Consider the following 23,288-nt stretch of genomic DNA (forward strand, 5'->3'; position numbering starts at 1 on the left):
CCTGGCCGAGACTGAGTGCAAAGAGCAGGAAAAATTCTTGTAGATGGTTGGATCGAAATTCAACATATCGTGTAGAGATTCTCAGTGACACAAGCAACACAGTGACGCCACCTTAACCCTTTTTCCGGAACGTGCCAATGTTTCTTGCAAAGGATTCTGTGTTTTAGGGATCGGCGGTGCGACGGTTCGTCGCCACAGCGCGTAAATACGGGGTGTTCGCCGAGAATTGCGTTGCGCACTTTGATCGCGGCGACGCGCCCGGTAAGATGCCGGACAGAATTTTTCCACCTCGCTATTCAGGACAAACCCGCCATGAGCATCAAATCGGACAAGTGGATTCGCCGCATGGCGCAGGAACACGGCATGATCGAACCGTTCGTCGAGCGCCAGATGCGCGGCAGCGACGACAGCCGGGTGATTTCCTACGGCGTGTCGAGCTACGGCTACGACGTGCGTTGCACCAACCACTTCAAGGTGTTCACCAACATCAACTCGGCCATTGTCGACCCGAAGAACTTCGACGCCGGCAGCTTCGTCGACATCCACAGCGACGTCTGCATCATTCCGCCGAACTCCTTCGCCCTGGCCAGCACCGTCGAGTACTTCCGCATTCCGCGCAACGTGCTGACCATCTGCCTGGGTAAAAGCACCTACGCGCGCTGCGGCATCATCGTCAACGTCACTCCGCTCGAGCCTGAGTGGGAAGGTCATGTGACGCTGGAGTTCTCGAACACCACCAATCTGCCGGCGAAAATCTACGCCAACGAAGGCGTGGCGCAGATGCTCTTCCTCGAATCCGATGAAGAATGTGAAGTTTCCTACAAGGATCGTGGCGGCAAATATCAGGGCCAGCGTGGCGTAACCTTGCCGCGTACCTGATCGACCATCCGACGGATGTCGGGAATTCTTTGGCGGGCAGACACTCTATGGGGTGTACTGCCCGTTTTTGTTACACACAAATTCGGGCCTTCACTGAGGAGTGCCCTATGAAGATCGACCCGCGAATCAGCGCTGAACTGGCAAGGCTTGAGCCCAATCAGATAGGCGTTCTGGCCTGGTCGTTACTGGCGAATCCGTCTTTGAGCCTGTCCGGCGGCGTACCCGGCCAGCCCGATCCCGATACTCCCAACGAACAACCGACCGAACCAGGCGAACCGACGCTGCCGGACGAGCCGCCTCCGGCGCCTGTTGCCTGATCCACTGTCATGAATATGGCCCGTCAGTCTGATCGATTTGCGATCTAGCTGACGGGCCATATTTCGTTGTCGCCGATCACGAAGACCTTGCAACTGTCGTCGCGCTCGACCTGATAGCCGCCAGTAAACGCACCGAATGCCGGCATCAGGCTGATGCGCTCACCGAGTCTGAAACAAGCCAGGCGCAGACTCTGCCGACCTTTGCCATGCAGCCGATAGACCGGGTGCACATGGCCGGCGAGCACGTGCCGTTCCGGATGCGCATCGGGCTCATGCTGCAAGGCAAACGGCCCGAGTAACAGCGGCTCTGGCACTACGCGGATATTCAGCGAGGCCGGCGGGTCGCCCGCGCGTTTGTCGTGGTTGCCGCGAATCAGCGTCATCGGCAGGTCAGCGTGGCGCGCTCGCCACTCTGCCAGCGCATTCAGTGTGGTCGGGACATGGGAACCAGGCCCATGCAGAAAATCCCCGAGGAAGATCAACTGGCGACACGGCAACCGCGCCAGCAACGCGTCGATTACCTCGATGTTGCTCGCCGTTGTGCCATGGGGCACCGGCTGGCCGAGGCTGCGATAGGCCGCCGCCTTACCGAAATGCACGTCGGCGATCAGCAGCGCCTCCTGCGCTGGCCAGTACAGCGCTTTCTCCGGCAGCAACCACAACTCCTCACCGGCCAAACGCACCGGGTACGCACTCACGACGATTTTCCGTTATCAGCGGTTTTTTCCAGGTCACCGACCATTCTTCTGATCCTGTCAGCCAGTTTTTCCGAACTCATGCTCTCGCGCATCCGCTCCACCAGCAGCGGAAAGCCCAGCGGTGTAGGGCGTTTAACCTGATGCACGTCGAGTTTCATCCGATTGATCCGCTCCAATGTCTGCTCCAAACGACGAATATCCAGTTCCTCGCGTAGGACTTCTTCCCCAGCCTGGGCCAGCAGCAGGTTGTCGGCGTCATATTGTTTGAACACCTGGAAAAACAAGCCGCTCGACGCCTGCACCTGGCGGGTGCTTTTCGGTGCGCCCGGATACCCGGCGAAGACCAGCCCGGCGATGCGCGCGATTTCGCGGAAGCGGCGCAACGCCAGTTCACCGGCATTGAGACTGGCCAGCACATCCAGCAACAGGCCATCGGCGTTGAACAGGTGAGCGTCGAGATGCGCGGCCCAATCCACCGGCGTGGCGCTGAGCAGTTCCAGGCCGTAATCATTCACGGCAATCGAGAAGGTCACCGGTTGCCGCTGACTGACGCGCCACGCCAGCAGGCTCGCCAGTCCCAGATGCACCTGACGCCCGGCGAACGGATAGAGGAAAAGATGCCAGCCTTCGCGGGATTTCAGCACCTCGGCCAGCAGATTTTTCGTGGTGGGCAGGCCAGACCAGCGTATCTGTGTTTCCAGCAGCGGTCGCAGCGCCTGCATCTCCGGACCGTTGAACTCACCTTCAGCAGCAGCACTGAAGCGCGCCACCACCGCTTCGGCCAGTTCGTTGGATAACGGCATGCGCCCGCCATTCCAGCGCGGCACGGCGGCTTTTTTCGCGGTGCTGCGTTTGACGTAGGCGGTCATGTTTTCTACCCGTACCAACTCCAGCAGGCGGCCGGCGAAGAGGAAACCATCGCCGGGTTTCAGCCGGGCGATAAAGCCTTCCTCGACGCTGCCCAGTTGTTTGCCGCCGCCGCCCTTGCTCCAGAATTTCAGGTTGATGCTCGCGTCGCTGACGATGGTGCCGATGCTCATGCGATGGCGCCGTGCCAGACGCGCATCCGGCACACGCCAGACGCCGTGTTCGTCCGGCTCCACCCGGCGGTAATCCGGATACGCTGTAAGAGACATCCCGCCGTGGCGTACGAACGCCAGCGCCCAGGCCCAGTCTGCCGCTGTCAGGTCACGATAAGCCCAGGCACCACGGACTTCTTCGTACAAGTCTTCAGGAATAAAGCCACCACCAAGGGCCATGCTGACCAAATGCTGGACCAGCACATCCAGCGGCTTGTGCGGTGACAGACGCGGCTCGATGCGCCGCTGTTCGACGGCGTCGCGTGCGGCAACCGCTTCGATCAGCTCCAGGCTGTGAGTCGGGACCAAAGTGACCCGCGAGGTGCGCCCCGGCGCGTGGCCGGAACGCCCGGCACGTTGCATCAGTCGCGCGACGCCTTTCGCCGAGCCGATTTGCAATACGCGCTCAACCGGGAGGAAATCCACACCCAAGTCCAGGCTCGAGGTGCACACCACTGCTTTCAACTGGCCATTCTTCAACGCCTGCTCGACCCAATCGCGGGTATCGCGGGACAGTGAGCTGTGGTGCAGCGCGATCAACCCGGCCCAGTCCGGCCGCGCTTCCAGCAGCGCCTGATACCAGATCTCCGATTGTGCGCGGGTGTTGGTGAACACCAGGCTGCTGGCGCAGGCGTCGAGTTCGGCCACCACTTGCGGCAGCATCTTCAGACCGATGTGGCCGGCCCAGGGGAAACGCTCGATGGCCGGTGGCAGCAGGGTGTCGACTTGCAGGGTTTTTTCGCTTTTGCCCTGAACACTGACGCCGCCGCCCTGTGGGATCAGCACTTGCTCGGCGTGGGATTGATTACCGAGGGTGGCGGACACGCCCCAAACGATCAGTTCCGGCTGCCAATGACGCAGGCGGGCGAGGGCCAGTTGCAATTGCACGCCACGCTTGTTGCCGAGCAACTCGTGCCATTCATCGACGACGATCATGCGCAGGCTCGACAACGCCGTGCGCGCATCGGCGCGGGCGAGTAGCAGAGTCAGGCTTTCCGGGGTGGTGATCAGCGTCGTCGGCAGGCGTCGGCCCTGGCGGGCGCGTTCGCTGCTGCTGGTGTCGCCGGTGCGTAGGCCGATGCTCCACGGAATCTGTAAATCATCTACCGGGCTTTGCAGCGCGCGGGCGGTATCGGCGGCGAGGGCGCGCATCGGCGTGATCCACAGCACCGTCAACGGCTCGGCCGGCGGTTTGCGTTTGCGCGGTATGGCCACGGGCGGTTGCAGACGGGCGAAGCGGTTGAGCGCAGCAAACCACACCGCATAGGTTTTGCCGGCGCCGGTGCTGGCGTGGAGCAATCCGGACTCACCGTTTTTCACCGCCGCCCACACCTGTTTCTGAAAGGCGAACGGCTTCCAGTCGCGGGCGCTGAACCAGGTTTTTGCAAAGTCGGGGGATTTCGCCATGCCGGCTGCGTGCGCTCTGGAGGTGTTGTTTCAGAGACCACAGCAACAGACCAAAGGTTTAAAACAACGCGATTCCCTTGTAGGAGCTGACGAGTGAAACGAGGCTGCGATCTTTTGATCTTTGAGGCAGAGTCAAAAGATCGCAGCCTTCGGCAGCTCCTACAGGGGAATTGTGTACGGCGTTATTTGAGATTGCCGCTGAGGAACTGCTTCAGCCGTTCACTCTTGGGATTGCCCAGCACCTCTTCCGGCGCGCCTTCTTCTTCCACCAAGCCCTGATGCAGAAACAGCACCTGATTCGACACCTTGCGCGCAAAACTCATTTCATGGGTAACCATGATCATCGTCCGACCTTCCTCGGCCAGACCCTGAATCACTTTCAGCACTTCGCCGACCAGTTCCGGGTCGAGTGCCGAGGTCGGTTCGTCGAACAGCATCACTTCCGGTTCCATCGCCAGTGCCCGGGCGATCGCCACGCGCTGTTGCTGACCGCCGGACAGAAACGCCGGGTATTGATCGGCGACCCGCGCCGGCAAGCCGACTTTGTCCAGATAACGTCGGGCGCGATCCTCGGCTTCCTGTTTGCTGCAACCGAGCACCCGGCGCGGGGCCATGGTGATGTTTTCCAGCACGGTCATGTGGCTCCACAGGTTGAAATGCTGGAACACCATCGCCAACCGCGTGCGCAGGCGTTGCAGTTCATCGGCGTCGGCGACGTGCATGCCGTGGCGGTCGGTGACCATGCGGATCGATTGGCCATCAAGGCTCATGGCGCCGTCATTGGGTTGTTCAAGGAAATTGATGCAGCGCAAAAAGGTGCTTTTGCCCGAGCCGCTGGCGCCGATCAGGCTGATCACGTCGCCGGTTTTGGCCTTGAGCGAAACGCCTTTGAGCACCTGATGATCGCCATAGCTTTTGTGCAGGCCTTCAACGGTCAGTTTGTACATGGACGAGCATCCTCAAGGCGAAAGTAGGTAGCCGCTGCGATAGGCCTGGGCGCCCGCGACGTGGGCGATGACCATGCCGGCAGTGGCCATGCGCCGCAGCGAGCGCGCATACAGCAGGCCGGCGGCGGTGCAATGAATGGGGGTGACCTTGTCGTGGACCGGGTCGATGATTTCGGCGATCTGCTGGCCAGCTTCCAGGTATTGGCCGGGTGTCGCGCAGTACACCAGCAGGCCGCCGACTGGCGTGGTCACCGGTTCGACCCCGGCCAGCGGCGTGGCCGGGTACGGCAGTGGCGGTTGCGGCTTGGTCTCGCCGACGATGGCGTCGAACTGGATCAGATAATCGATCAGCGCCTGACAATCGCGGCTGGCCAGTGGGTGATTGACGTCACCCTGGCCGCGCAATTCGACGGTCACCGAGAAGCTGCCCAGCGGAATCTCGAACTGCTCACCGAAGCGCTCGCGCAGTTGCCACCAGAGCAGGGTGAAGCACTCGTCGAACGATTGCCCGCCGGAATCGGTAGCAAGCAGGCTGGCCTGCGCTTCGATATAGCGCGCCAAGGGCTCGACCTGTGGCCAGGCTTCGGGCGTGGTGTACAGGTGCACCACCGATTCGAAGTCGCAGTGCAAGTCCAGCACCATGTCGGCATCGCAGGCCAGGCGTTGCAGGGTCAGACGCTGGGATTGCAGTTGTGTGGTCGGCTTCTGACGGTCGAGGGCGTTGCGCAGGCTGGCGCGGATCAGTTCGAGGTTGTGCTGCGCATCGTCGTCCAACTGGCCTTCGATGGCGTTGCCGATTTCTTCGCTGAGGTCGACGAACCAGCGATTGAAGTTCTGCCCGCTCTCCAGGTCGTAACGGCCCAGCGGCACGTCCATCAGCACTTGTTCGAGGCCGACCGGGTTGGCCACCGGCACGAGGACGATTTCGCTGCGCAGGCGGCCGGCAGCTTCCAGCTCGGCCAGACGCTGCTTGAGGTGCCAGGCGACCAGCATGCCCGGCAGTTCGTCGGCATGCAGCGAGGCCTGAATGTACACCTTGCCCTTGGCCTGCTGTGGGCCGAAGTGGAAACTGTGAATCTGCCGTGCGGTCCCCGGCAGCGGGGCCAGCAAGTCATGAATCTGGTGGCGCATTGTTATCTCTTTATTTTCAAACCGGTGCTAGTGAGTCGGCCCGAGGAAGGCCAGCCAGCGGCGTTCGGCAAGGCGGAACAGACCGACCAGCGCAAATGTAATGGTCAGGTAGATCAGCGCGGCGATGCCGAATGACTGGAAGGTCAGGAAGGTCGCCGAGTTGGCATCCCGCGCGACTTTCAGAATATCGGGAATGGTCGCGGTGAACGCCACGGTCGTCGAGTGCAGCATCAGGATCACTTCGTTGCTGTAGTAAGGCAACGAACGGCGTAAGGCCGACGGCATGATCACGTAGGCGTACAGCTTCCAGCCGGTCAGGCCATAAGCCTTGGCCGCTTCGACTTCACCGTGGTTCATGCTGCGAATCGCCCCGGCGAAAATCTCCGTGGTGTACGCGCAGGTATTGAGCGCGAAAGCGAGGATCGTGCAGTTCATCGCGTCGCGAAAGAAACTGTCGAGGATCGGCTGTTCGCGCACGGCGGCGAGGCTGTAGATGCCGGTGTAGCAGATCAGCAACTGGATATACAGCGGCGTGCCACGGAACAGGTAGGTGTAGAACTGCACCGGCCAGCGAACGTAGAAGTGCGGCGAGACGCGGGCAATCGACAATGGGATCGAGACGACGAAGCCGATGCAGATCGAGGCGGTCAGCAGCCACATCGTCATCGCCAGCCCGGTGATGTTCTGGCCGTCGGTATAAAGGAAGGCGCGCCAATATTCCTGGAGAAGTTCGATCATCGTACGGCCTCCCGGGCACCGGCGGCGTAGCGGCGTTCGAGCCAGCGCAGGATGAAGTTCGAAGCACTGGTGATCAGCAGATAGATCAAAGCGGCAAGGACCAGAAAGTAGAACAGTTGATAGGTGCTTTTACCGGCGTCCTGGGCAGCCTTGACCAGATCGGCCAGACCGATGATCGACACCAGTGCGGTGGCCTTGAGCATGACCATCCAGTTGTTGCCGATGCCTGGGAGGGCAAAACGCATCATTTGCGGAAACACCACGAAGCGAAAACGCTGGCCACGTTTGAGGCCATACGCGGTGGCGGCTTCGACCTGACCACGCGGCACCGCGAGGATCGCGCCACGGAAGGTCTCGGTGAAATACGCGCCATAAATGAAGCCCAGCGTCAGCACGCCGGCGCTGAACGGGTCGATTTCGATGTATTCCCATTCCATGTAGTCGGTCAGTGACGTCAGCCAGGTTTGCAGGCTGTAGAAGATCAACAGCATCAGCACCAGATCCGGCACGCCGCGAATCAGCGTGGTGTAGAGCTGCGCGGGCAGGCGCACCAGTTTTACTTTCGACAGTTTGGCACTGGCGCCGAGCAGGCCGAGCAACACGGCCACCAGCAGCGACATCGCCGATAATTTGATGGTCATCCAGGTGCCTTGCAGCAGCAACGGGCCGAAGCCCTGCAGACTGAACGAGGCCAGCCCCAGATTTTGCAGGAGGGTTTCAAACATAAATCAGCAACCTGAGCGGATGGAAAAGGCGCCCATCGAGGATGGGCGCCGGGGCATTATTTGCCGCTGTACAGATTCAGGTCGCCAAAGTGTTTCTTTTGGATCTCGGCGTATTTGCCGTCGTCGTGTAACGCTTTGATACCTTTATCCAAAAGTGCTTTCAGCTCAGTGTTACCTTTCTTGATACCGATAGCGGTTTTCGACGGCAGCAATTCGCTGTCGACCGGCTGGCTGATTTCATAATCGGCGCCTTTTGGCGACTTCAAAAAGCCCAGTTCGGCTTGCAGCATGTCCTGGATACCGGCGTCGAGACGGCCGGAGGTCAGGTCGGAGTACACCTGATCCTGGTTCTGATAGGCGTGGGTTTTCACACCGGCCTTGTCCAGCACGGCTTTGGCATAGGCTTCCTGAATGGTGCCTTGCTCATAGCCAACGGTTTTGCCCTTGAGCGAAGCGACATCGGCGGTGATGCCGGAGCCTTTCTTGAACACATAAGCGGTCGGGCCGGAAAACAGTTCGCTGGAGAAGTCGATGACCTTCTCGCGCGCCGGGGTCACGGTCATCGAGGAGATCACACCGTCGAACTTGTTGGCCTTGAGGCCCGGAATCATGCCGTCGAAATCGCTTTCGACCCATTTGCACTTGACCTTCAGTTCGGCGCAGATCGCGTTGCCCAGATCGATATCGAACCCGACCAGGCTGCCATCGGCCGCTTTCGACTCGAACGGTGCGTACGAAGGGTCAACGCCAAAGCGCAGCTCTTTGTATTCCTTGGCCAGCGCGGAGCCGGCGGCCATGCACAACGCCAGTGCAGAAAGGGTCAGCAATGCTTTTTTCATTATTCAATCCCTAAGAACCAATATGAGCGCTTGTGGCGCAGAATTATTGTTACTGCAACGCTTACGACCTATAGAAAGTAGCAATTTCCGAACCAGAGTGCCGAACAGGTGTTTTAAAAGGTCGAGTGGAGAGAGGCAAGGGTAGTTGAATGCCCGGAAACGGGCATTGCTGTTTGCATGCACTGTTTCGGTTCAAGCGCGTGGCTCAGAGCAGTTGAAACTGTGGCGAGGGGCTTTATCCCCGATCGGCTGCGCAGCAGGCGCAAAAACCTGAGTTCACGATTTTCAGGGGGAAATTGCTGGGGGCCGCTGCGCAGCCCAGCGGGGATAAATCCCCTCGCCACAGGATTCTGCGATGTGTCGAGAATGAATCAGGCCAACAAGTCTTGCAGAGTCGCGAGGCTGTCGGCTTCTTCGACGTTCTTGTCCTTGCGCCAGCGCAGCATGCGCGGGAAGCGCACGGCGATGCCGCTCTTGTGTCGGCGCGACAGGGCGATGCCCTCGAAGCCGAGTTCGAACACCAGGCTCGGTTTCACGCTGCTGACCGGGCCGAATTTCTCCACGGTGGTCTTGCGCACGATGCTGTCGACCTGACGCATCTCTTCATCGGTCAGCCCCGAATACGCCTTGGCAAACGGCACCAGCGAGCGCTGGCTGGATTCCGGCGGGCCGTCCCACACGGCGAAGGTGTAATCGCTGTACAGACTGGCACGGCGGCCGTGTCCACGCTGGGCATAAATCAGTACCGCGTCGACGCTGAACGGGTCGACCTTCCACTTCCACCACACGCCCATGTCTTTGGTCCGGCCGACGCCATACAGCGAATCGCGGGCCTTGAGCATCATGCCCTCGACGCCGAGTTTGCGTGACGCTTCGCGCTGGCGGCCGAGGTCGAGCCAGTCTTCGCCGGTCAATACAGGGGAGGGTAGCAGTACGGGGCTGTTGCAGCGCGCGATCACCTCTTCGAGTTGCGCACGGCGCTTGACCTGCGGCTGGTTGCGCCAGTCTTCGCCCTGCCATTCCAGCAGGTCGTAGGCCAGCAGCACCACCGGCACTTCTTCGAGAATCTTCTTGTCGAGCGTCTTGCGACCGATGCGTTGTTGCAGCAGGGCGAACGGTTGCACGGCCGGCGGCTCATCGGATTGCGGATCGAAGGCATCTTCAGTCGTCGGATGGGTACTCTTCCAAACGACGATTTCGCCGTCGATCACCGTGCCGTCGGGCAAGCCGTGGACCAGCACATCGAACTCGGGGAAGCGCTCGGTCACCAGTTCCTCGCCGCGCGACCACACCCACAGCTTGCCGTCGCGCTTGACCACTTGCGCGCGGATACCGTCCCACTTCCATTCCACCTGCCAGTCGCTGGCCGGGCCGAGCAGGGCGTCGAATTCCTCGACCGGTTGCGACAAGGCGTGGGCAAGAAAGAACGGGTAGGGCTGGCCGCCGCGCTGGGCATGTTCGTCGGCTGATTCCGGGGCGATCAGTTTCAGATAACTGGCGGCGTTCGGTCGGTTCGACAGATCGGTGTAACCGACCAGACGCTGAGCCACGCGTTTGCTGTCGAGCCCGGCCATCGACGCCAGGGCGCGGGTGACCAGCAACTTCGACACGCCAACGCGGAAACTGCCGGTGATCAGCTTGATGCACAGCATCAGGCTCGGCCGGTCCAGTTGTGCCCACAACATTGGCAGCTGCCGCGCCAGATACTCCGGCGTTTCGCCGCGCAGTGGCAGCAGCCTGTCTTCGATCCATTCGGCGAGACCGGCCTCGGAGCTGTGGGGATTTTCCGGCAGCACCAGAGAAATGGTCTCGGCCAGATCGCCGACGGCCTGATAGCTTTCTTCGAACAGCCACGGCTCCAACCCTGAAACTTCCACCGCCAGCTCTCGGAGGATGCGCACCGGTACCAGTTGCCGAGGTCGACCACCAGAGAGGAAATACACCGCCCATGCGGCGTCTTCTGGCGCGGCCTGCGCGAAATACGCCTGCATTGCCGCCAGCTTGGCGTTGCTCGACGTGGTGGCGTCGAGTTCGGCATATAACTCGGCGAAGGCTTTCATGGGGATGTCTCGGCAACGGTGGGTTCGCTGGCGATGTTGTCGTCTTCGTCATCGCCGTATTCGGTGGTGAAGCCTTGTGCATCGAGGCCCTGTTCGCGCAGATGGCGCACGAGCACGCCGATCGAGCCGTGGGTGACCATCACCCGTTCCGCGCCGGTCTGGTTGATCGCCCAGAGCAGGCCGGGCCAATCGGCGTGATCGGAGAGGACGAAACCGCGATCGACACCGCGCCGCCGTCGGGTTCCGCGCAGGCGCATCCAGCCGCTGGCGAAGGCATCGCTGAACTCGCCGAAACGCCGCATCCAGGTACTGCCGCCCGCTGACGGCGGCGCAATGACCAGCGCTTGGCGCATGATCGGATCGCTTTTTTTCACGTCGCCCGCGTAGATCGTCGGCGGCAGGTACACGCCGGCATCGCGGTAGACGCGGTTCAGCGGTTCGACCGCGCCATGGCTGAGGATCGGCCCGAGGGTTTCGTCAATGCCATGGAGAATCCGCTGCGCCTTGCCGAAGGAATAGCAGAACAACACGCTGGCCTTACCGGCGGCAATATTGGCCGCCCACCACTGATTGATCTCGGCGAAGATCTGCGCCTGCGGCTGCCAGCGATAGATCGGCAGGCCGAAGGTCGATTCGGTGATGAACGTGTGGCAGCGCACCGGTTCGAATGGGGCGCAAGTGCCATCCGGCTCGACCTTGTAATCTCCTGACGCAACCCAGACTTCGCCGCCATATTCCAGGCGCACTTGCGCTGAACCGAGGACATGCCCAGCCGGGTGAAAACTCAAGGTCACGCCGTGGTGTGTCAGGCGTTGGCCGTAGTCGAGGGTTTGCAACTGGATGTCCTGACCCAGGCGCGCGCGCAGAATCCCGGCGCTGGCGCTGCTCGACAGGTAGTGCTGATTACCGGTGCGCGCGTGATCGCCATGGGCATGGGTGATCACTGAACGCTCGACCGGCCGCCACGGATCGATATAGAAATCCCCGGCGGGGCAGTAGAGACCTTCAGGTCGGGCAATAACAAGATCCATGTCGTGACCGGAATGGGGGGCTTGTTAGCTATGAGGCGGGCGTGAGGCTGGAAGTTCGATCGGCTTTAAAGCGCTACCCTCACCCCAGCCCTCTCCCAGAGGGAGAGGGGGCCGACCGAGTTGAATATGGACCCGGCACAGCCTTGAGCCTGATCCAATGTTGGATTCACTCTCTCTCTTTCAGGTCGGCGCAATACCCAAGCATCCCCCAATCAGTCCCCTCTCCCTTCGGGAGAGGGCTAGGGTGAGGGGCTGTTGATCTTCGCTCTATTTACCGGGCGTCAGGGTCAAGCGGGCCTTGCCATACACCCGATCAAAGTTCTGCGGCTGCATCGGCAGGCCGATGTACTGACCTTTCAGCCATGCATCGATCCCGTTCAGGTAGTTCGGACTCAGTGGATTGCCCGACTGCCCCGTGCCGTTCTGCGCCATCAGCGGTTCGCTCTGGCCGAAGTCGACGATGAAACGCATCGACGGCGCACGCATCGTGGCGAAGTCCTGACCCCAGGCAAATGCCGAGCTGTTCAGCGTGGTGTGATCGCCTCCAGCCGCCAGCGGCCCGCGTACAGTCTGACCATTGCTGTTTTTCCACGCATAGCTGTGCAATTTGCCCCACTGCCAGGCGCGATGATCGCCGCCCAACTGGCTGTCTCCCGCTGTAATCGCTGCAGCGAGACTGCGGGCGAGAATCACGGATTTGTCTTCCTTCTGCGGCGTGCGCAGGTCATCCCAGAACGGACTGTCCTCACGCCCCAAGAGATGATCGGCCTGCGCCGCGTAGGACAGATCGCCATTGGCGACAAAAGCCTTCCACGCCGGGCTCGACTCAGGACCCAGTTCATCGAGGAAGATCTGCTTCATGCTTTCCTGCAGAAACAGTTCATAAATCGCGGCATCCGCCGAGGTCGGGCTGAGCTTGCCGTCGAACGCCATCAAACGGGTGAAGGCTTCGCGCGCCTTGCTGCGTTCGGCTTCCGGCAGGGCGTCGATCGCCTGTTTCAGCGGTTGCTTCATGCCCGGTGCTTCAAAGACTTTTTTCAGCTTGGCGGCGAAGGTGGTGGTCTGGTCGTACTGCATGGTGATCACGCTGCGGCTGTCGTGCTTGCCGCTGCCAGCCATTTCCGCCAAGCGTTCGCCGCGCTCCGGTGCCGCCCAGGATTTCGACAACTGCATGCCGTAGCCGTCGGGGATGACGCGCTGGTTGGCGGTGCCGAGCCAGCCTTGTGCCGGGTCCTGATCGTAGGGGTGCAGCATCGGGTCGGCGTAACCGTCCCAGTCGTAGCGACCGTCCCAACCCGGCGAGGGCAGCAGGCCTTCGCCTTCGCGACGGTTGGGGAAGCGCCCGGTGACTTGCCAGCCGATATTGCTTGCGTCGGCGAATACCAGATTGAGGGTGATGGCGCGGATTTCGCGGCTGGCGTCCGAGGCGCGCTCGACGTTTTGCGCGCGGGTCAGATCGAAGAAGGCATCCAGGGTTTTGTCGTCAGTGAAATTCGGTGTCTGCAACGCGAGGCCGAAACCGCTGCCCTGCGCCGCTGCCTGGGAACTGTTGAGCAGCGCGCCGTGGCGGGTTTCGTAAACGGCTTCGCGAATCGGCCGCTGGCCTTTGACGAAGTAGGTTTCGTTGCGCACGCCCAGCGGCTGCCATTTGCCGTTGACCTCATAGGTCAGGCTGCTGCCCTGACGGCGGATTTTCTCGAGGAAAAGATCCTGGTTATCGCCGAGCACGCTGGTCATGCTCCACGCCACTTTGCCGTTGAACCCACCGAGCACCATCGGCAGACCGGCAACCGTGACGCCGGCGGCCTGATATTTCGGCGCACGGATCTGCACGAAACTCCACAGCGACGGCGCGGCCAGCGGCCCGTGGGCATCGCTGGCCAGCAGGCTCTTGCCGCTGCGGCTGCGTTGCGGGGCAATCGCCCAGTTGTTCGCAGTCGGCGTGGCGAGCAGGTTCAGCGCCGACAGTTGCTGGCTGGCGGTGCTCAATTCCGTCAGCCCCGGAATCTGCCCGTTGAGCTTGAGGCCTTGCAGTTTGTCGGCTTCAGCCACTGGCAGGTTTTCATCAGGCGCCGACGGGCTCAGCCAGGCGAGTTTGTCAGTGGTGACGGTTTGCGCGAGCACCAGCGACTGGATTTCCTCCGGCAGGTTGGCCGACTGGCTGAAATTCAGCAGGGCAAAAATCAGCGCCGAATCTTCCGGTTTCCAGTATTCCGGTTTGTAACCGCTGGCGGCGAGGTCGCCCGGCAACTTGTCGGCGTAGCGGAACAGGTAGGCGTTGACGCCCCGTGCGTAGACTTCGAAGAAACGCTTGAGCCGTGGCGACGAGGCCTTGTACAGCTCGCCGGCGCTCTTTTTCAGATTGACCGCGCGCATGTAGCGGTCGGCATCGAGCATCGACGCGCCGGACATTTCCGCCAACCGGCCCTGAGCCAACAGGCGCAGGGTGACCATCTGGTTGATGCGGTCGCTGGCGTGGACGTAACCGAGACTGAACAGCGCGTCATGAAAGCTGTTGCTTTCGATCAGCGGCATGCCCATCGCATTGCGCCGCACCGAAACGTTCTGCGCCAGGCCCTTGAGCGGTTGCACGCCGGAGGTCGGCGGCAGGCTGTCCTGGGCGTTCCAGGTCTGGCAACCGGACAGGCCGAGAACACCGGCCACTGCTGCGGCAACGCCGAACCGGGGAAGAAAATGTGTAAGGGCTGGCGAGGCCATGGCGAAGCTCCTGCGGGGGTATAAGGCTGGGGGCGCAATAAAGCCGCTACGTTAGTGACGGCGCGAGGGCCGCGCAAGCGGGGCGAGCGGTTATTTATGCAGTTGTCGGCTGATCGGTCAGAGGCGTGACAGTTGCTTGTGGGAAAGCGCTGATGTTGAACTACGGAACGAGTCCCGAGCCCTGTCAGGAGAAAGATCGCTATGGAGCTTCAGAGCAACGCTGCGCTGATCATCATCGACCAGCAGAAAGGCATTTTGCACCCGCGTCTGGGGCGGCGGAATAATCCTCAGGCCGAGGAAAGAATGCTTGAGCTGCTGGCGCTGTGGCGGCGGAGCAGGCGGCCGGTGATCCACGTGCAACATTTGTCGCGCTCGCCTGATTCGGTGTTCTGGCCGGAGCAGTCCGGGGTGGAGTTTCAAGAGCGATTTGTCCCTCAGGACGGTGAATGGCTGATCCAGAAAGACGTTCCGGATGCGTTTTGCGCGACCGGGCTGGAAGGGCGGTTGCGTGAGGCAGGGATCAGGCAACTGATCATCGTCGGTGTGGCGACCAACAACTCAGTTGAGTCGACGGCGCGCACCGCAGGCAATTTGGCGTTCGATACGTTTGTGGCTGAGGATGCGTGCTTCACCTTCGACAAGGCCGATTATTTCGGCACACCGCGTACCGCTGAAGAGGTGCACGGGATGTCGCTGGGCAATCTGCATGGGGAGTATGCGACGGTGGTCAGTAGTGTGCAGGTTTTGGCGGCAGGCTGAAGTTTTGTAGTGGAGGCGCCGCCGCCTTCGCGAGCAGGCTCGCTCCCACAGTGACCATATTTCTTCAGATGAAACGCGATCCCTGTGGGAGCGAGCCTGCTCGCGAAAGCGGTGTGTCAGGCGCCAACAATGTTGGAGGTGCCGGCCCCATCGCGAGCAGGCTCACTCCTACAGGAGATCGGTACGCGGTCACTGTGGGAGCGAGCTTGCTCGCGAAGGCGGCAGGTCAGGCGAAGAAGACCTTCGCCAGTGACATCAAGCGCCGTGGCACTTCTTGAATTTCTTGCCGTTGCCGCATGGGCAAGGATCGTTGCGGCCGACGTCTTTCAGGGCGTTGCGCACCGGTTCCTGGTGGGCGTGGCCGCAGTTCGGGCCGTGGACATGGCCATGGTCGTGATCGTGATGGTGGTCATGATCGTGGTTGCAGTCAGGGCCATGGACATGGGGTTGCTGGGTCATCGAGGTCACTCCGGAGTTAGATCGGCGGGGATTATCACGCCATTGCGCTCAAGGTGCACGTAGTGGGCGATGAATAAACCGGTTTCCATTTCCCCCTGCAATCGATAGGGAATCTGCTGGTTCGGATTTTTCAGCAGTTTCACCACCTGTTTGACCTTCGGCCACAGGTTGGTTCGGATCGGCACTTTGAAGTAAGCGCTGCGCTTGGGGCCGACGGTAAACCAGTGCTCGTGCTCGCCCTCGGTGAGCAGCATGTCGGCCAGATGAATCCGGTATTCGAGGCCGCGCACGGTCAGGTCGCTGTCGTTGGGATTGTCGACGCGAAAGTGCAGGATGAATTTCTGTTCGAGCAACTTGGCCCGCACCACCTCGACTTTCACCAGATGCACGGCGGGCTCGACGCTGTCATCGCTGAACCAAGAGGCGCAGCCGCCGAGGTTGAGGGTCAGCATCAACAGCAGAAAATGTAATGTGCGTCGATGACCGAGCATGGTGTTACTCCCTTTGGTGCCAGTCTAGACCTAAAAAGATCGCAGCCTTCGGCAGCTCCTACAGAATGAACGCAAATTCTTTGTAGGAGCGGCCGAAGGCTGCGATCTTTTGATCTTCAGCTCAAGCGCCGAAATAACCCGAACAACACTTCTTGAACTTCTGCCCGCTGCCGCAAGGGCAGCCGTCATTGCGCCCCAGCTTCATCTGCACCGTCGGATCGATGAAGTACCAGCACCCGCCGTTCTGGACAAATGAGGAGCGCTCGCGATGGCTGTGCTCGCCCTGGCTGTCGTGCCAGCGTGCGGTAAAGGTGACGAAGGCGTGTTCCGGCTGGCCGCCAAAGACTTCCGAGCTTTCAACCTCGAGGCCGAGCCAGGTGCTTTGTGCACTCCAGTCGCTGATCGATTGTCGGTTCAAGCCCGCCTGCTGCGCGGGCAGGGTGGTCGCCACCAGATAATCGACCAGCCCCAGCACGTAAGCGCTGTAGCGCGAGCGCATCAAGGCTTCGGCACACGGCGCCGGGTGGCCGTCGTGATAAGGGCCGCAGCAGGCATCCAGCAGATTGCCGCTGCCGCAAGGGCAAATGGCTGTACTCATTGCATTACCACCAGTATTTCCCGAAGTTTTCCGGATTGGCCCAGAAGCGTGAATTGAGCCAGTCGGGGACTTGTTTGTAGTCAAGCAGATCGTAGGTGAACAGGGTCAGCACCTGCTCGTCGCGCTGGAAACGCTCGCTGGCCTGCAGGGCCAATGAGTAGAAGTCGGTTTCCTGCCAGCCACTGGCCGCCAGATCCGCCAGCACCGCGATGCGACTGGCGTTGAGATTGCGGATGCCGCCCAACAGATTCAGGCCATCGCGCTTGGGCAAATGTTCCAGGCAATCGACCACCAGCGCCAGATCGAAGCGTTGCGCGGCCAGCTCAGCCGGCAGACCGCCGGGTGCGGCATGGGCGACCACGGTATCTGGATGCGCGTCCTTGAAAGCGCTCAAGGCGGGAAACTCGCTGGCGCCGATCAACAGCAATCGAGCCGGGGCGTAGCGATCCAGCAAAGCGGCCAGCGCCTGTTGCGGCGTGCGCGAAGAAATGGCGACGTTCATCGAAGCTCCTCAGTCAGACCGCCAAGACTAGCCTGCCAGACCGCGTCGGCAAAGCGCCCGGTGGCGGCGGTTTTCGCCGAAAGAGGCGAACCCCTGTGAACACGGTCGCAAACAGCGGTGGCCTATTGCTGGCGGAGATTAAAACTCCGGTCTTTACTCCCTGAATCGGTTTTAAGCCGATCCCTCAGGAGAAAACTAGATGAGCATAGTTCGGACAGCATTACCCTTGGTTCTGCTAACCAGTGTGTTGACTGGTTGTGCAGGTTTGCAGAAGACCGACTGGCCGACCTGTGCGGCGGTCGGTGGTGTGGTCGGTGCCGGTCTCGGCGCGACGGAAAGCGCTTCGTGGGCCGGTTACGGTGCACTGCTTGTCGGTGGTACGGCAGCGGCCTATTGCTGGGTGCATGGTGACGGCGATGAAGACGGCGATGGCGTGCCGGACAGTCGCGACAAGTGCCCGGGCACACCTAAAGGCGTGCAGGTCGATGCTGACGGTTGCCCGCCACCGACGCCTGCGCCAGTGGTCGAAGAAGCGGTTGTGGTCAAGGAAGAAACCATCGTCATTCGTGATGTGCATTTCGAGTTCGACAAAGCCACGCTGACCGGCCCTGACAAGCAAGTGCTGGACAAGGTCGCCGATCGCCTGAAGCAGGAATCCTCTACCGCGCAACTGACCGTGACCGGTCACACCGACAGTGTCGGCAGCGATGCCTACAACAAGAAACTGTCGGATCGTCGTGCGCACTCGGTGGTGGAATACCTGATTCAGCAGGGTGTACCGCGTGCCAGCTTCGTTTCGGTGTCGGGCCTTGGTGAAAGCCAGCCTGTTGCCGACAACAAGTCGGCCGATGGTCGCGCGCAGAACCGTCGCACCGAAATCAAAATCGTCCGCTAGCCCCTCTCGCATCCGCGGCTTGTGCAGTCGCGGATGCGGGTCTTTACTCCTGTGTAACCGGTATGGGCCGGTACACAGGAGCGTTCACAAATGCGTGTTTTCTCAAGGTCCGTCTTGCCGGTGCTGCTGCTAGGCAGCTTGCTCACCGGTTGTGCCACTCACAGCGATGGCACCGCCCCCCTCAATCAACGTACGTGGCCGATCTGCAGCCTGCTTGGCGGCCTGGTCGGCGGCGGTCTTGGCGCCATTGAAAGCGCCGGCTGGGCCGGTGGTGGCGCGGCATTGGGCATTCTTACCGGTGGGCTGATCTGTTACGCCCAGGATGGCGACGAGGACAGCGACGGTGTGTTTGACCGTCGCGACCGCTGCCCGGACACGCCGGAAAATACCGAAGTCGATCACCGTGGTTGCCCGTTGCCGCAGTATCCAGTGGCAGTAAAACCGGTCGAACCGGCGCCGCAGAGTGAAGTGATCACGTTGAGCGATGCCGGCAACGTGCTGTTCGATTTCGACAAATCCGATCTGACCCCGGCGGCCAAAGCGCAGCTCGACACCCTGATGGACAAGCTGCGTAATGCCGATGTGGTCAGCATCAAGGTCATCGGCCATACCGACAGCAAGGGCTCTGACGCCTATAACCAGGCATTGTCCGAGCGGCGCGCGAGCAGTGTCGCGGCGTACCTGCTGAGTCAGGGCCTGGCGCCGAACAAGCTCACCAGCGAGGGCCGAGGCGAAAGTGAGCCGGTCGCCGATAACGCCACCGATGAAGGTCGCGCGGAAAATCGCCGGGTCGAGCTGCATATCAATCGTTAGGAAAGGTCTGTAGTCCGCCGGCTAGAGCTGCCGGGTCGAAATCATCGGCCCGGGAGCCATTTAACCGGCGTTTGTAGAAATTTCATTTTTCCCTCTGGCTTATCCCCCGCAGAAGCCGGTACTGTGCGTGCAAAGAATAATTCGCAACACGGGGGAGCGTATGAAGGTGTTCTGGGGGCTGGGGCGTTTGCTGACCCTGCTGTTCTGCTGCGTGGTGCTGGCCAATCAACTGTTGCCGTTTGTTCATCCGCTGCATCTGCTGGTCAATCTGGCCGGCGCTCTGTTGTTGCTGATTCATATACTCGAAGTGCTGCTGTGCAACCGCAGCCTAAAGGGCCGTCCGCACCCTTGGCGTGATCGTGGCCGCATCCTGTTGTTCGGCGTTTTCCACCTGCAAACCATCCCGGCCCCGGCCGCTCCGGAGGCTTCTTCCCATGCGTAAACTCTGCCTGCTCGCTGCATTCATCAGTCCACTGGCCTGCGCCCAGGTCGTCAACGTGCAAAGCAATTCTTTGATGCGCTTGCCCAACACCACCAGCACGCTGCAACTGGAGAAACTGGAAGTCGCCGATTACGGCACCTTGCTGATCCCGTCCAATGTGACCGAATTGAACATCGATGAATTGCGCTTGGGCCACGAAGCGCGCATCGCCATCGTTCCGGCTGAACAGGCGCTGGAAGTGAAGGTCAAGCGCGCTGAGTTGAGCGAGGGCAGCCAGATCACCGCGCGCGGCGCCCCCGGCACTTATGAAAAAGCGGCCCGGGCCGGGCGCAATCTGAATCTGCAATTCCAGGCCCTGAGCGCGCCGCAACTGACGGTCGATGCCCGTGGCGGCAGGGGCGCGCCAGGTTTCGTCGGCCTCGACGGCGGCAACGGTGAAGATCCGGGCTGCACCTATGGCTCGGCCGGCCACGGTGCCGATGGCAGTGACGGCAGCGATGGCCAGCCGGGCGCGCCGGGTGCGCTGGTGCGCCTCGCCGTACCACGGGATTTCCCGGTCGAGCTGATCAAGGTCAACGTGGCTGGCGGTGCCGGCGGCCCGGCGGGTCTCGGTGGTAAAGCAGGCAAGGGCGGCAAATCCAAGGGCTGCCTGGTGTACCGCGCTGACGGCGGCAAGAACGGCAAGGCCGGCGCGGATGGCCAGCCTGGGCCGGAGGGAGCGGCGGGTTCGGTTACTGTGCAGCGCCTCTAAAGGCAAGCCCTCACCCCAGCCCTCTCCCAGAGGGAGAGGGAGCCGACCGAGGTGTCGTGAGTTGAACGTCGACCTGAAAAAAACCGGTCGATTATGGATTCGGTAGGGCAGTTTCAGGTCGGTGTAACTCTCCAAATATCCCCCAATCAGTCCCCTCTCCCTTCGGGAGAGGGCTAGGGTGAGGGGCTTTTGATTTCAGTCCCCAATCTTCAGAATATCGGCCGAGCCGCAGCCACAGCCACCAGCACCAACCCGACCAGCAGATTAAGCCCCACCACCCGGCGAATCCGCCCCAGCACTGCCGCACCCGCCGGCCAATCCTTCGCCTCAACCGCCTTGCGCAATTCCGGCAGCATCAGCCCCTGAATGCGGATGAACAGCGCCGTCATCACCACATACAAACCGATCATCACCTGCACATACTTCGGCGCGGTCTCGAAGCCGACCTGCTGTAGATGCAACATGCCCACGCCGCTGATCGGCAACAGGATCACGGCGACCCAGACCCAACGGAAAAAACCTTGAAACACTTCCACCCACAGGGTCAGGCGAGCGGGGCCGTCCAGAGCCTTCACAGCCGCAGGGCGCAAGACCATCCAGGCGAAAAACATGCCGCCAACCCACACCAGAGCGGCGAGGACATGCAGGGGGTAAACGAGGCTAAAAGGTGTCATTCGGGCACTCCGTTCTGCGCAGGATCGATTAGGCAGGTATGATAGCCGCCGAACCAAACTACTGAAAATTTATCCAGCGTTTCCAGCGCCCGACACTCAATGATCAGCACTGAACTCAAAACCACGATCCAGGGCGCCTATTCGCGTTTTCTAGAGGCCAAGAGCCTCAAGCCGCGTTACGGCCAGCGCCTGATGATCGCCGAAATCGCCAAGGTCCTCGGGGATATCGACACCGATGACGAAGGCCGGCGCAGTGGCGACCCCGCGATTGTCGCGGTGGAAGCCGGCACCGGTACCGGCAAGACGGTGGCCTACAGCCTGGCGGCGATTCCCACGGCGAAACTGGCCGGCAAGCGTCTGGTGATTGCCACCGCGACCGTCGCCCTGCAAGAGCAGATCGTCTACAAGGATTTGCCTGACCTGATGCGCAACAGCGGGCTGAATTTCAGTTTTGCCCTGGCCAAGGGCCGTGGCCGCTACATGTGCCTGTCCAAGCTCGACATGCTCCTGCAGGAAGGCCACGCACAAACCGCCACCGCGCAGCTGTTCGAAGAAGAAGGCTTCAAGATCGAAGTCGACGAGGCCAGTCAGAAGCTGTTCACCAGCATGATCGAAAAGCTCGCCGGCAATAAATGGGACGGCGACCGCGACAGTTGGCCTAACGCGCTGGAAGACGCCGACTGGGCGCGCCTGACCACCGATCACAGCCAGTGCACCAACCGTCATTGCCCGAACTTCGGCCAGTGCGCCTTCTACAAGGCCCGCGAAGGCATGGGCAAGGTTGACGTGATCGTCACCAACCACGACATGGTCCTGGCGGATCTGGCACTGGGCGGCGGCGCCGTGCTGCCGGACCCGCGCGACACCATTTACGTGTTCGACGAAGGCCATCACCTGCCGGACAAGGCCATCGGCCACTTCGCTCATTACACGCGCCTGCGCTCCACCGCCGACTGGCTGGAAACCACTGCCAAGAACCTGACAAAACTGCTCGCACAGCATCCGCTGCCGGGCGATCTCGGCAAGCTGATCGAGCAGGTGCCGGAGCTGGCACGGGAGATCAAGACCCAGCAGCAGTTCATGTTCACCGCGTGCGAGCAGATCGCCGATTTCAAGCCCGGCGAAGACGTCGAAGGCCGCGAGCGTCCGCGACATCGCTTTGTCGGCGGGGTGATTCCCGAGGACATGCGCGAGATGGGCATCGAGCTGAAAAAAGGCTATTCGCGCCTTAACGATCTGTTCCAGCGCCTGACCGACCTGCTCAAGGAAGGCATGGATGGCGAGGTCAATATCGGCATCGCCAGCAATCAGGCCGAAGAGTGGTATCCGTTGTTCGGCAGCCTGTTGTCCCGTGCTTCCGGCAACTGGGAATTGTGGACCGCGTTCACCGCCGAAGACCCGGAAGACAGCCCGCCGATGGCGCGCTGGCTGACCCTGGCCGAAAGCGGCTCGCTGTTCGACATCGAGGTCAACGCCAGCCCGATCCTCGCCGCCGAAACCTTGCGTCGCAGTCTGTGGAATGTCGCGTACGGCTGCCTGGTGACCTCGGCGACGCTGACGGCGCTGGGTACTTTCGACCGTTTCCGCATGCGCGCCGGCCTGCCGAAAAAAGCTGTCACGGCGGTGGTGCCGAGCCCGTTCCATCATGCCGATGCCGGCGTGCTGCGCGTGCCGGATCTGAAGGCCGACCCGCGCGATGCCGCTGCCCATACGGCGGCGATCATTCGCGAACTGCCGGATCTGGTCGAAGGGTCGCGCGGCACGCTGGTGTTGTTCTCTTCGCGCAAGCAGATGCAGGACGTGTTCGACGGCCTCGATCGCGACTGGCGCAAGCAAGTGTTCATTCAGGGCAATCTGTCGAAACAGGAAACCCTGAACAAGCACAAGGCGCGGGTAGATGGCGGTGATTCCAGCGTGCTGTTCGGGCTGGCCAGTTTTGCCGAGGGTGTCGATTTGCCGGGCGCTTATTGCGAGCACGTGGTTATCGCCAAGATTCCGTTCTCGGTGCCTGACGACCCGGTCGAGGCTGCGTTGTCGGAGTGGATCGAGGCGCGTGGCGGCAATCCATTCATGGAAATCTCCGTGCCCGACGCCTCGCTGAAACTGGTTCAGGCCTGCGGGCGTCTGCTGCGCACCGAAGAAGACCGCGGCACCATCACCTTGCTCGACCGGCGTCTGGTCACCCAGCGCTACGGCAAGGCGATCCTCAATGCGTTGCCTCCTTTCCGTCGTGAAATATCCTGAGACACGGGTGGGCCGATTGGCCCACCGCGTTGTCTATCTCTCTGCCACCGCTTTTCCACTGGCCTTGACTGGTCGTTAGGGAGAACTCCGT

General features: G+C 61.2%; 23 protein-coding genes. 8 read left to right on the forward strand and 15 right to left on the reverse strand.

The genetic code is table 11. From position 1 onward, the window contains the following. Positions 1-312: 312 nt before the first annotated feature. Complete coding sequence (gene dcd / locus PspCFBP13508_RS18445; protein WP_007940589.1) at positions 313-879, forward strand: dCTP deaminase; 567 nt, start codon at positions 313-315, stop codon at positions 877-879. 107 nt (positions 880-986) lie between these two features. Then, positions 987-1,196: a hypothetical protein gene (locus PspCFBP13508_RS18450; RefSeq protein ID WP_016771389.1), complete on the forward strand. Its 210-nt coding sequence runs from the start codon at positions 987-989 to the stop codon at positions 1,194-1,196. 44 nt (positions 1,197-1,240) lie between these two features. Here PspCFBP13508_RS18450 and pdeM read toward each other — a convergent pair whose 3' ends face one another. From pdeM to PspCFBP13508_RS18500, 10 genes are all read right to left on the reverse strand, one after another. Then, entirely contained in the window at positions 1,241-1,900 is a 660-nt protein-coding gene (gene pdeM, locus PspCFBP13508_RS18455) for a ligase-associated DNA damage response endonuclease PdeM (RefSeq protein ID WP_038860576.1), read from the reverse strand. Then, a complete protein-coding gene (locus PspCFBP13508_RS18460; RefSeq protein WP_137215347.1) occupies positions 1,891-4,380 on the reverse strand; it encodes a ligase-associated DNA damage response DEXH box helicase in 2,490 nt (829 codons plus the stop codon). Before PspCFBP13508_RS18460 ends, pdeM begins: the two co-directional genes overlap by 10 nt. A gap of 182 nt (positions 4,381-4,562) precedes the next feature. Next, entirely contained in the window at positions 4,563-5,327 is a 765-nt protein-coding gene (locus PspCFBP13508_RS18465) for an ATP-binding cassette domain-containing protein (protein WP_137215348.1), read from the reverse strand. Between the two features lie 12 nt (positions 5,328-5,339). Continuing rightward, positions 5,340-6,458 carry a succinylglutamate desuccinylase/aspartoacylase family protein gene (locus PspCFBP13508_RS18470; protein ID WP_130912855.1) on the reverse strand — a complete coding sequence of 373 codons (1,119 nt, stop codon included), beginning with the start codon at positions 6,456-6,458 and terminating at the stop codon, positions 5,340-5,342. Positions 6,459-6,485: 27 nt separating this feature from the next. After that, entirely contained in the window at positions 6,486-7,196 is a 711-nt protein-coding gene (locus PspCFBP13508_RS18475) for an ABC transporter permease (RefSeq protein ID WP_130912856.1), read from the reverse strand. Beyond that, positions 7,193-7,921 carry an ABC transporter permease gene (locus PspCFBP13508_RS18480; RefSeq protein WP_016771383.1) on the reverse strand — a complete coding sequence of 243 codons (729 nt, stop codon included), beginning with the start codon at positions 7,919-7,921 and terminating at the stop codon, positions 7,193-7,195. Before PspCFBP13508_RS18480 ends, PspCFBP13508_RS18475 begins: the two co-directional genes overlap by 4 nt. Before the next feature lie 56 nt (positions 7,922-7,977). Further along, a complete protein-coding gene (locus PspCFBP13508_RS18485) occupies positions 7,978-8,760 on the reverse strand; it encodes a transporter substrate-binding domain-containing protein (RefSeq protein ID WP_137215349.1) in 783 nt (260 codons plus the stop codon). 371 nt (positions 8,761-9,131) lie between these two features. After that, positions 9,132-10,820 carry an ATP-dependent DNA ligase gene (locus PspCFBP13508_RS18490; protein WP_137215350.1) on the reverse strand — a complete coding sequence of 563 codons (1,689 nt, stop codon included), beginning with the start codon at positions 10,818-10,820 and terminating at the stop codon, positions 9,132-9,134. After that, the gene (locus tag PspCFBP13508_RS18495; protein WP_137215351.1) at positions 10,817-11,851 is read right to left on the reverse strand and encodes a ligase-associated DNA damage response exonuclease; all 1,035 of its coding nucleotides are present in this window, start codon (positions 11,849-11,851) and stop codon (positions 10,817-10,819) included. Before PspCFBP13508_RS18495 ends, PspCFBP13508_RS18490 begins: the two co-directional genes overlap by 4 nt. A 267-nt stretch (positions 11,852-12,118) precedes the next feature. Next, complete coding sequence (locus tag PspCFBP13508_RS18500) at positions 12,119-14,569, reverse strand: penicillin acylase family protein (protein WP_137215352.1); 2,451 nt, start codon at positions 14,567-14,569, stop codon at positions 12,119-12,121. 201 nt (positions 14,570-14,770) lie between these two features. Between PspCFBP13508_RS18500 and PspCFBP13508_RS18505 the strand changes: the two genes are divergently transcribed. Then, positions 14,771-15,328, forward strand: a complete 558-nt coding sequence (locus tag PspCFBP13508_RS18505; protein WP_137215353.1) for a cysteine hydrolase family protein — start codon at positions 14,771-14,773, stop codon at positions 15,326-15,328. A 255-nt stretch (positions 15,329-15,583) separates the two neighbouring features. Here the strand turns inward: PspCFBP13508_RS18505 and PspCFBP13508_RS18510 are convergent, their stop codons facing one another. The 4 genes from PspCFBP13508_RS18510 to PspCFBP13508_RS18525 all read right to left on the reverse strand — a co-directional run bounded on the left by PspCFBP13508_RS18510 (position 15,584) and on the right by PspCFBP13508_RS18525 (position 17,378). Further along, positions 15,584-15,787 carry an SEC-C metal-binding domain-containing protein gene (locus PspCFBP13508_RS18510; RefSeq protein WP_003198420.1) on the reverse strand — a complete coding sequence of 68 codons (204 nt, stop codon included), beginning with the start codon at positions 15,785-15,787 and terminating at the stop codon, positions 15,584-15,586. 5 nt (positions 15,788-15,792) lie between these two features. Next, positions 15,793-16,278, reverse strand: a complete 486-nt coding sequence (locus PspCFBP13508_RS18515) for an LEA type 2 family protein (protein ID WP_137215354.1) — start codon at positions 16,276-16,278, stop codon at positions 15,793-15,795. A gap of 121 nt (positions 16,279-16,399) precedes the next feature. Beyond that, complete coding sequence (locus PspCFBP13508_RS18520) at positions 16,400-16,876, reverse strand: YchJ family protein (RefSeq protein ID WP_130911272.1); 477 nt, start codon at positions 16,874-16,876, stop codon at positions 16,400-16,402. A gap of 4 nt (positions 16,877-16,880) precedes the next feature. Beyond that, entirely contained in the window at positions 16,881-17,378 is a 498-nt protein-coding gene (locus tag PspCFBP13508_RS18525) for a DUF6231 family protein (RefSeq protein WP_137215355.1), read from the reverse strand. A 199-nt stretch (positions 17,379-17,577) separates the two neighbouring features. Here PspCFBP13508_RS18525 and PspCFBP13508_RS18530 point away from each other — a divergent pair, with 199 nt between their 5' ends. The 4 genes from PspCFBP13508_RS18530 to PspCFBP13508_RS18545 all read left to right on the forward strand — a co-directional run bounded on the left by PspCFBP13508_RS18530 (position 17,578) and on the right by PspCFBP13508_RS18545 (position 20,279). Beyond that, positions 17,578-18,273: an OmpA family protein gene (locus PspCFBP13508_RS18530; protein ID WP_024011908.1), complete on the forward strand. Its 696-nt coding sequence runs from the start codon at positions 17,578-17,580 to the stop codon at positions 18,271-18,273. A gap of 90 nt (positions 18,274-18,363) precedes the next feature. Further along, positions 18,364-19,086, forward strand: a complete 723-nt coding sequence (locus tag PspCFBP13508_RS18535) for an OmpA family protein (RefSeq protein ID WP_137215356.1) — start codon at positions 18,364-18,366, stop codon at positions 19,084-19,086. 160 nt (positions 19,087-19,246) lie between these two features. Beyond that, on the forward strand, positions 19,247-19,528 hold the full coding sequence (locus PspCFBP13508_RS18540) for a DUF1145 domain-containing protein (RefSeq protein ID WP_137215357.1): 282 nt from the start codon (positions 19,247-19,249) through the stop codon (positions 19,526-19,528). Continuing rightward, positions 19,521-20,279: a collagen-like protein gene (locus PspCFBP13508_RS18545; protein ID WP_137215358.1), complete on the forward strand. Its 759-nt coding sequence runs from the start codon at positions 19,521-19,523 to the stop codon at positions 20,277-20,279. Before PspCFBP13508_RS18540 ends, PspCFBP13508_RS18545 begins: the two co-directional genes overlap by 8 nt. Before the next feature lie 209 nt (positions 20,280-20,488). On the opposite strand, the gene PspCFBP13508_RS18550 is transcribed toward PspCFBP13508_RS18545, so the two are convergent. Then, positions 20,489-20,953, reverse strand: a complete 465-nt coding sequence (locus PspCFBP13508_RS18550; protein ID WP_137215359.1) for a DUF2269 family protein — start codon at positions 20,951-20,953, stop codon at positions 20,489-20,491. Between the two features lie 99 nt (positions 20,954-21,052). On the opposite strand from PspCFBP13508_RS18550, the gene dinG reads away from it, so the two are divergent. Beyond that, positions 21,053-23,197 (forward strand): ATP-dependent DNA helicase DinG, encoded by a 2,145-nt coding sequence (gene dinG / locus PspCFBP13508_RS18555; RefSeq protein WP_024011911.1) that lies wholly within the window; start codon positions 21,053-21,055, stop codon positions 23,195-23,197. Positions 23,198-23,288: the final 91 nt, after the last annotated feature.

Source organism: Pseudomonas sp. CFBP13508, assembly GCF_005233515.1.
Classification (GTDB): Bacteria; Pseudomonadota; Gammaproteobacteria; order Pseudomonadales; family Pseudomonadaceae; genus Aquipseudomonas; species Aquipseudomonas mercuritolerans.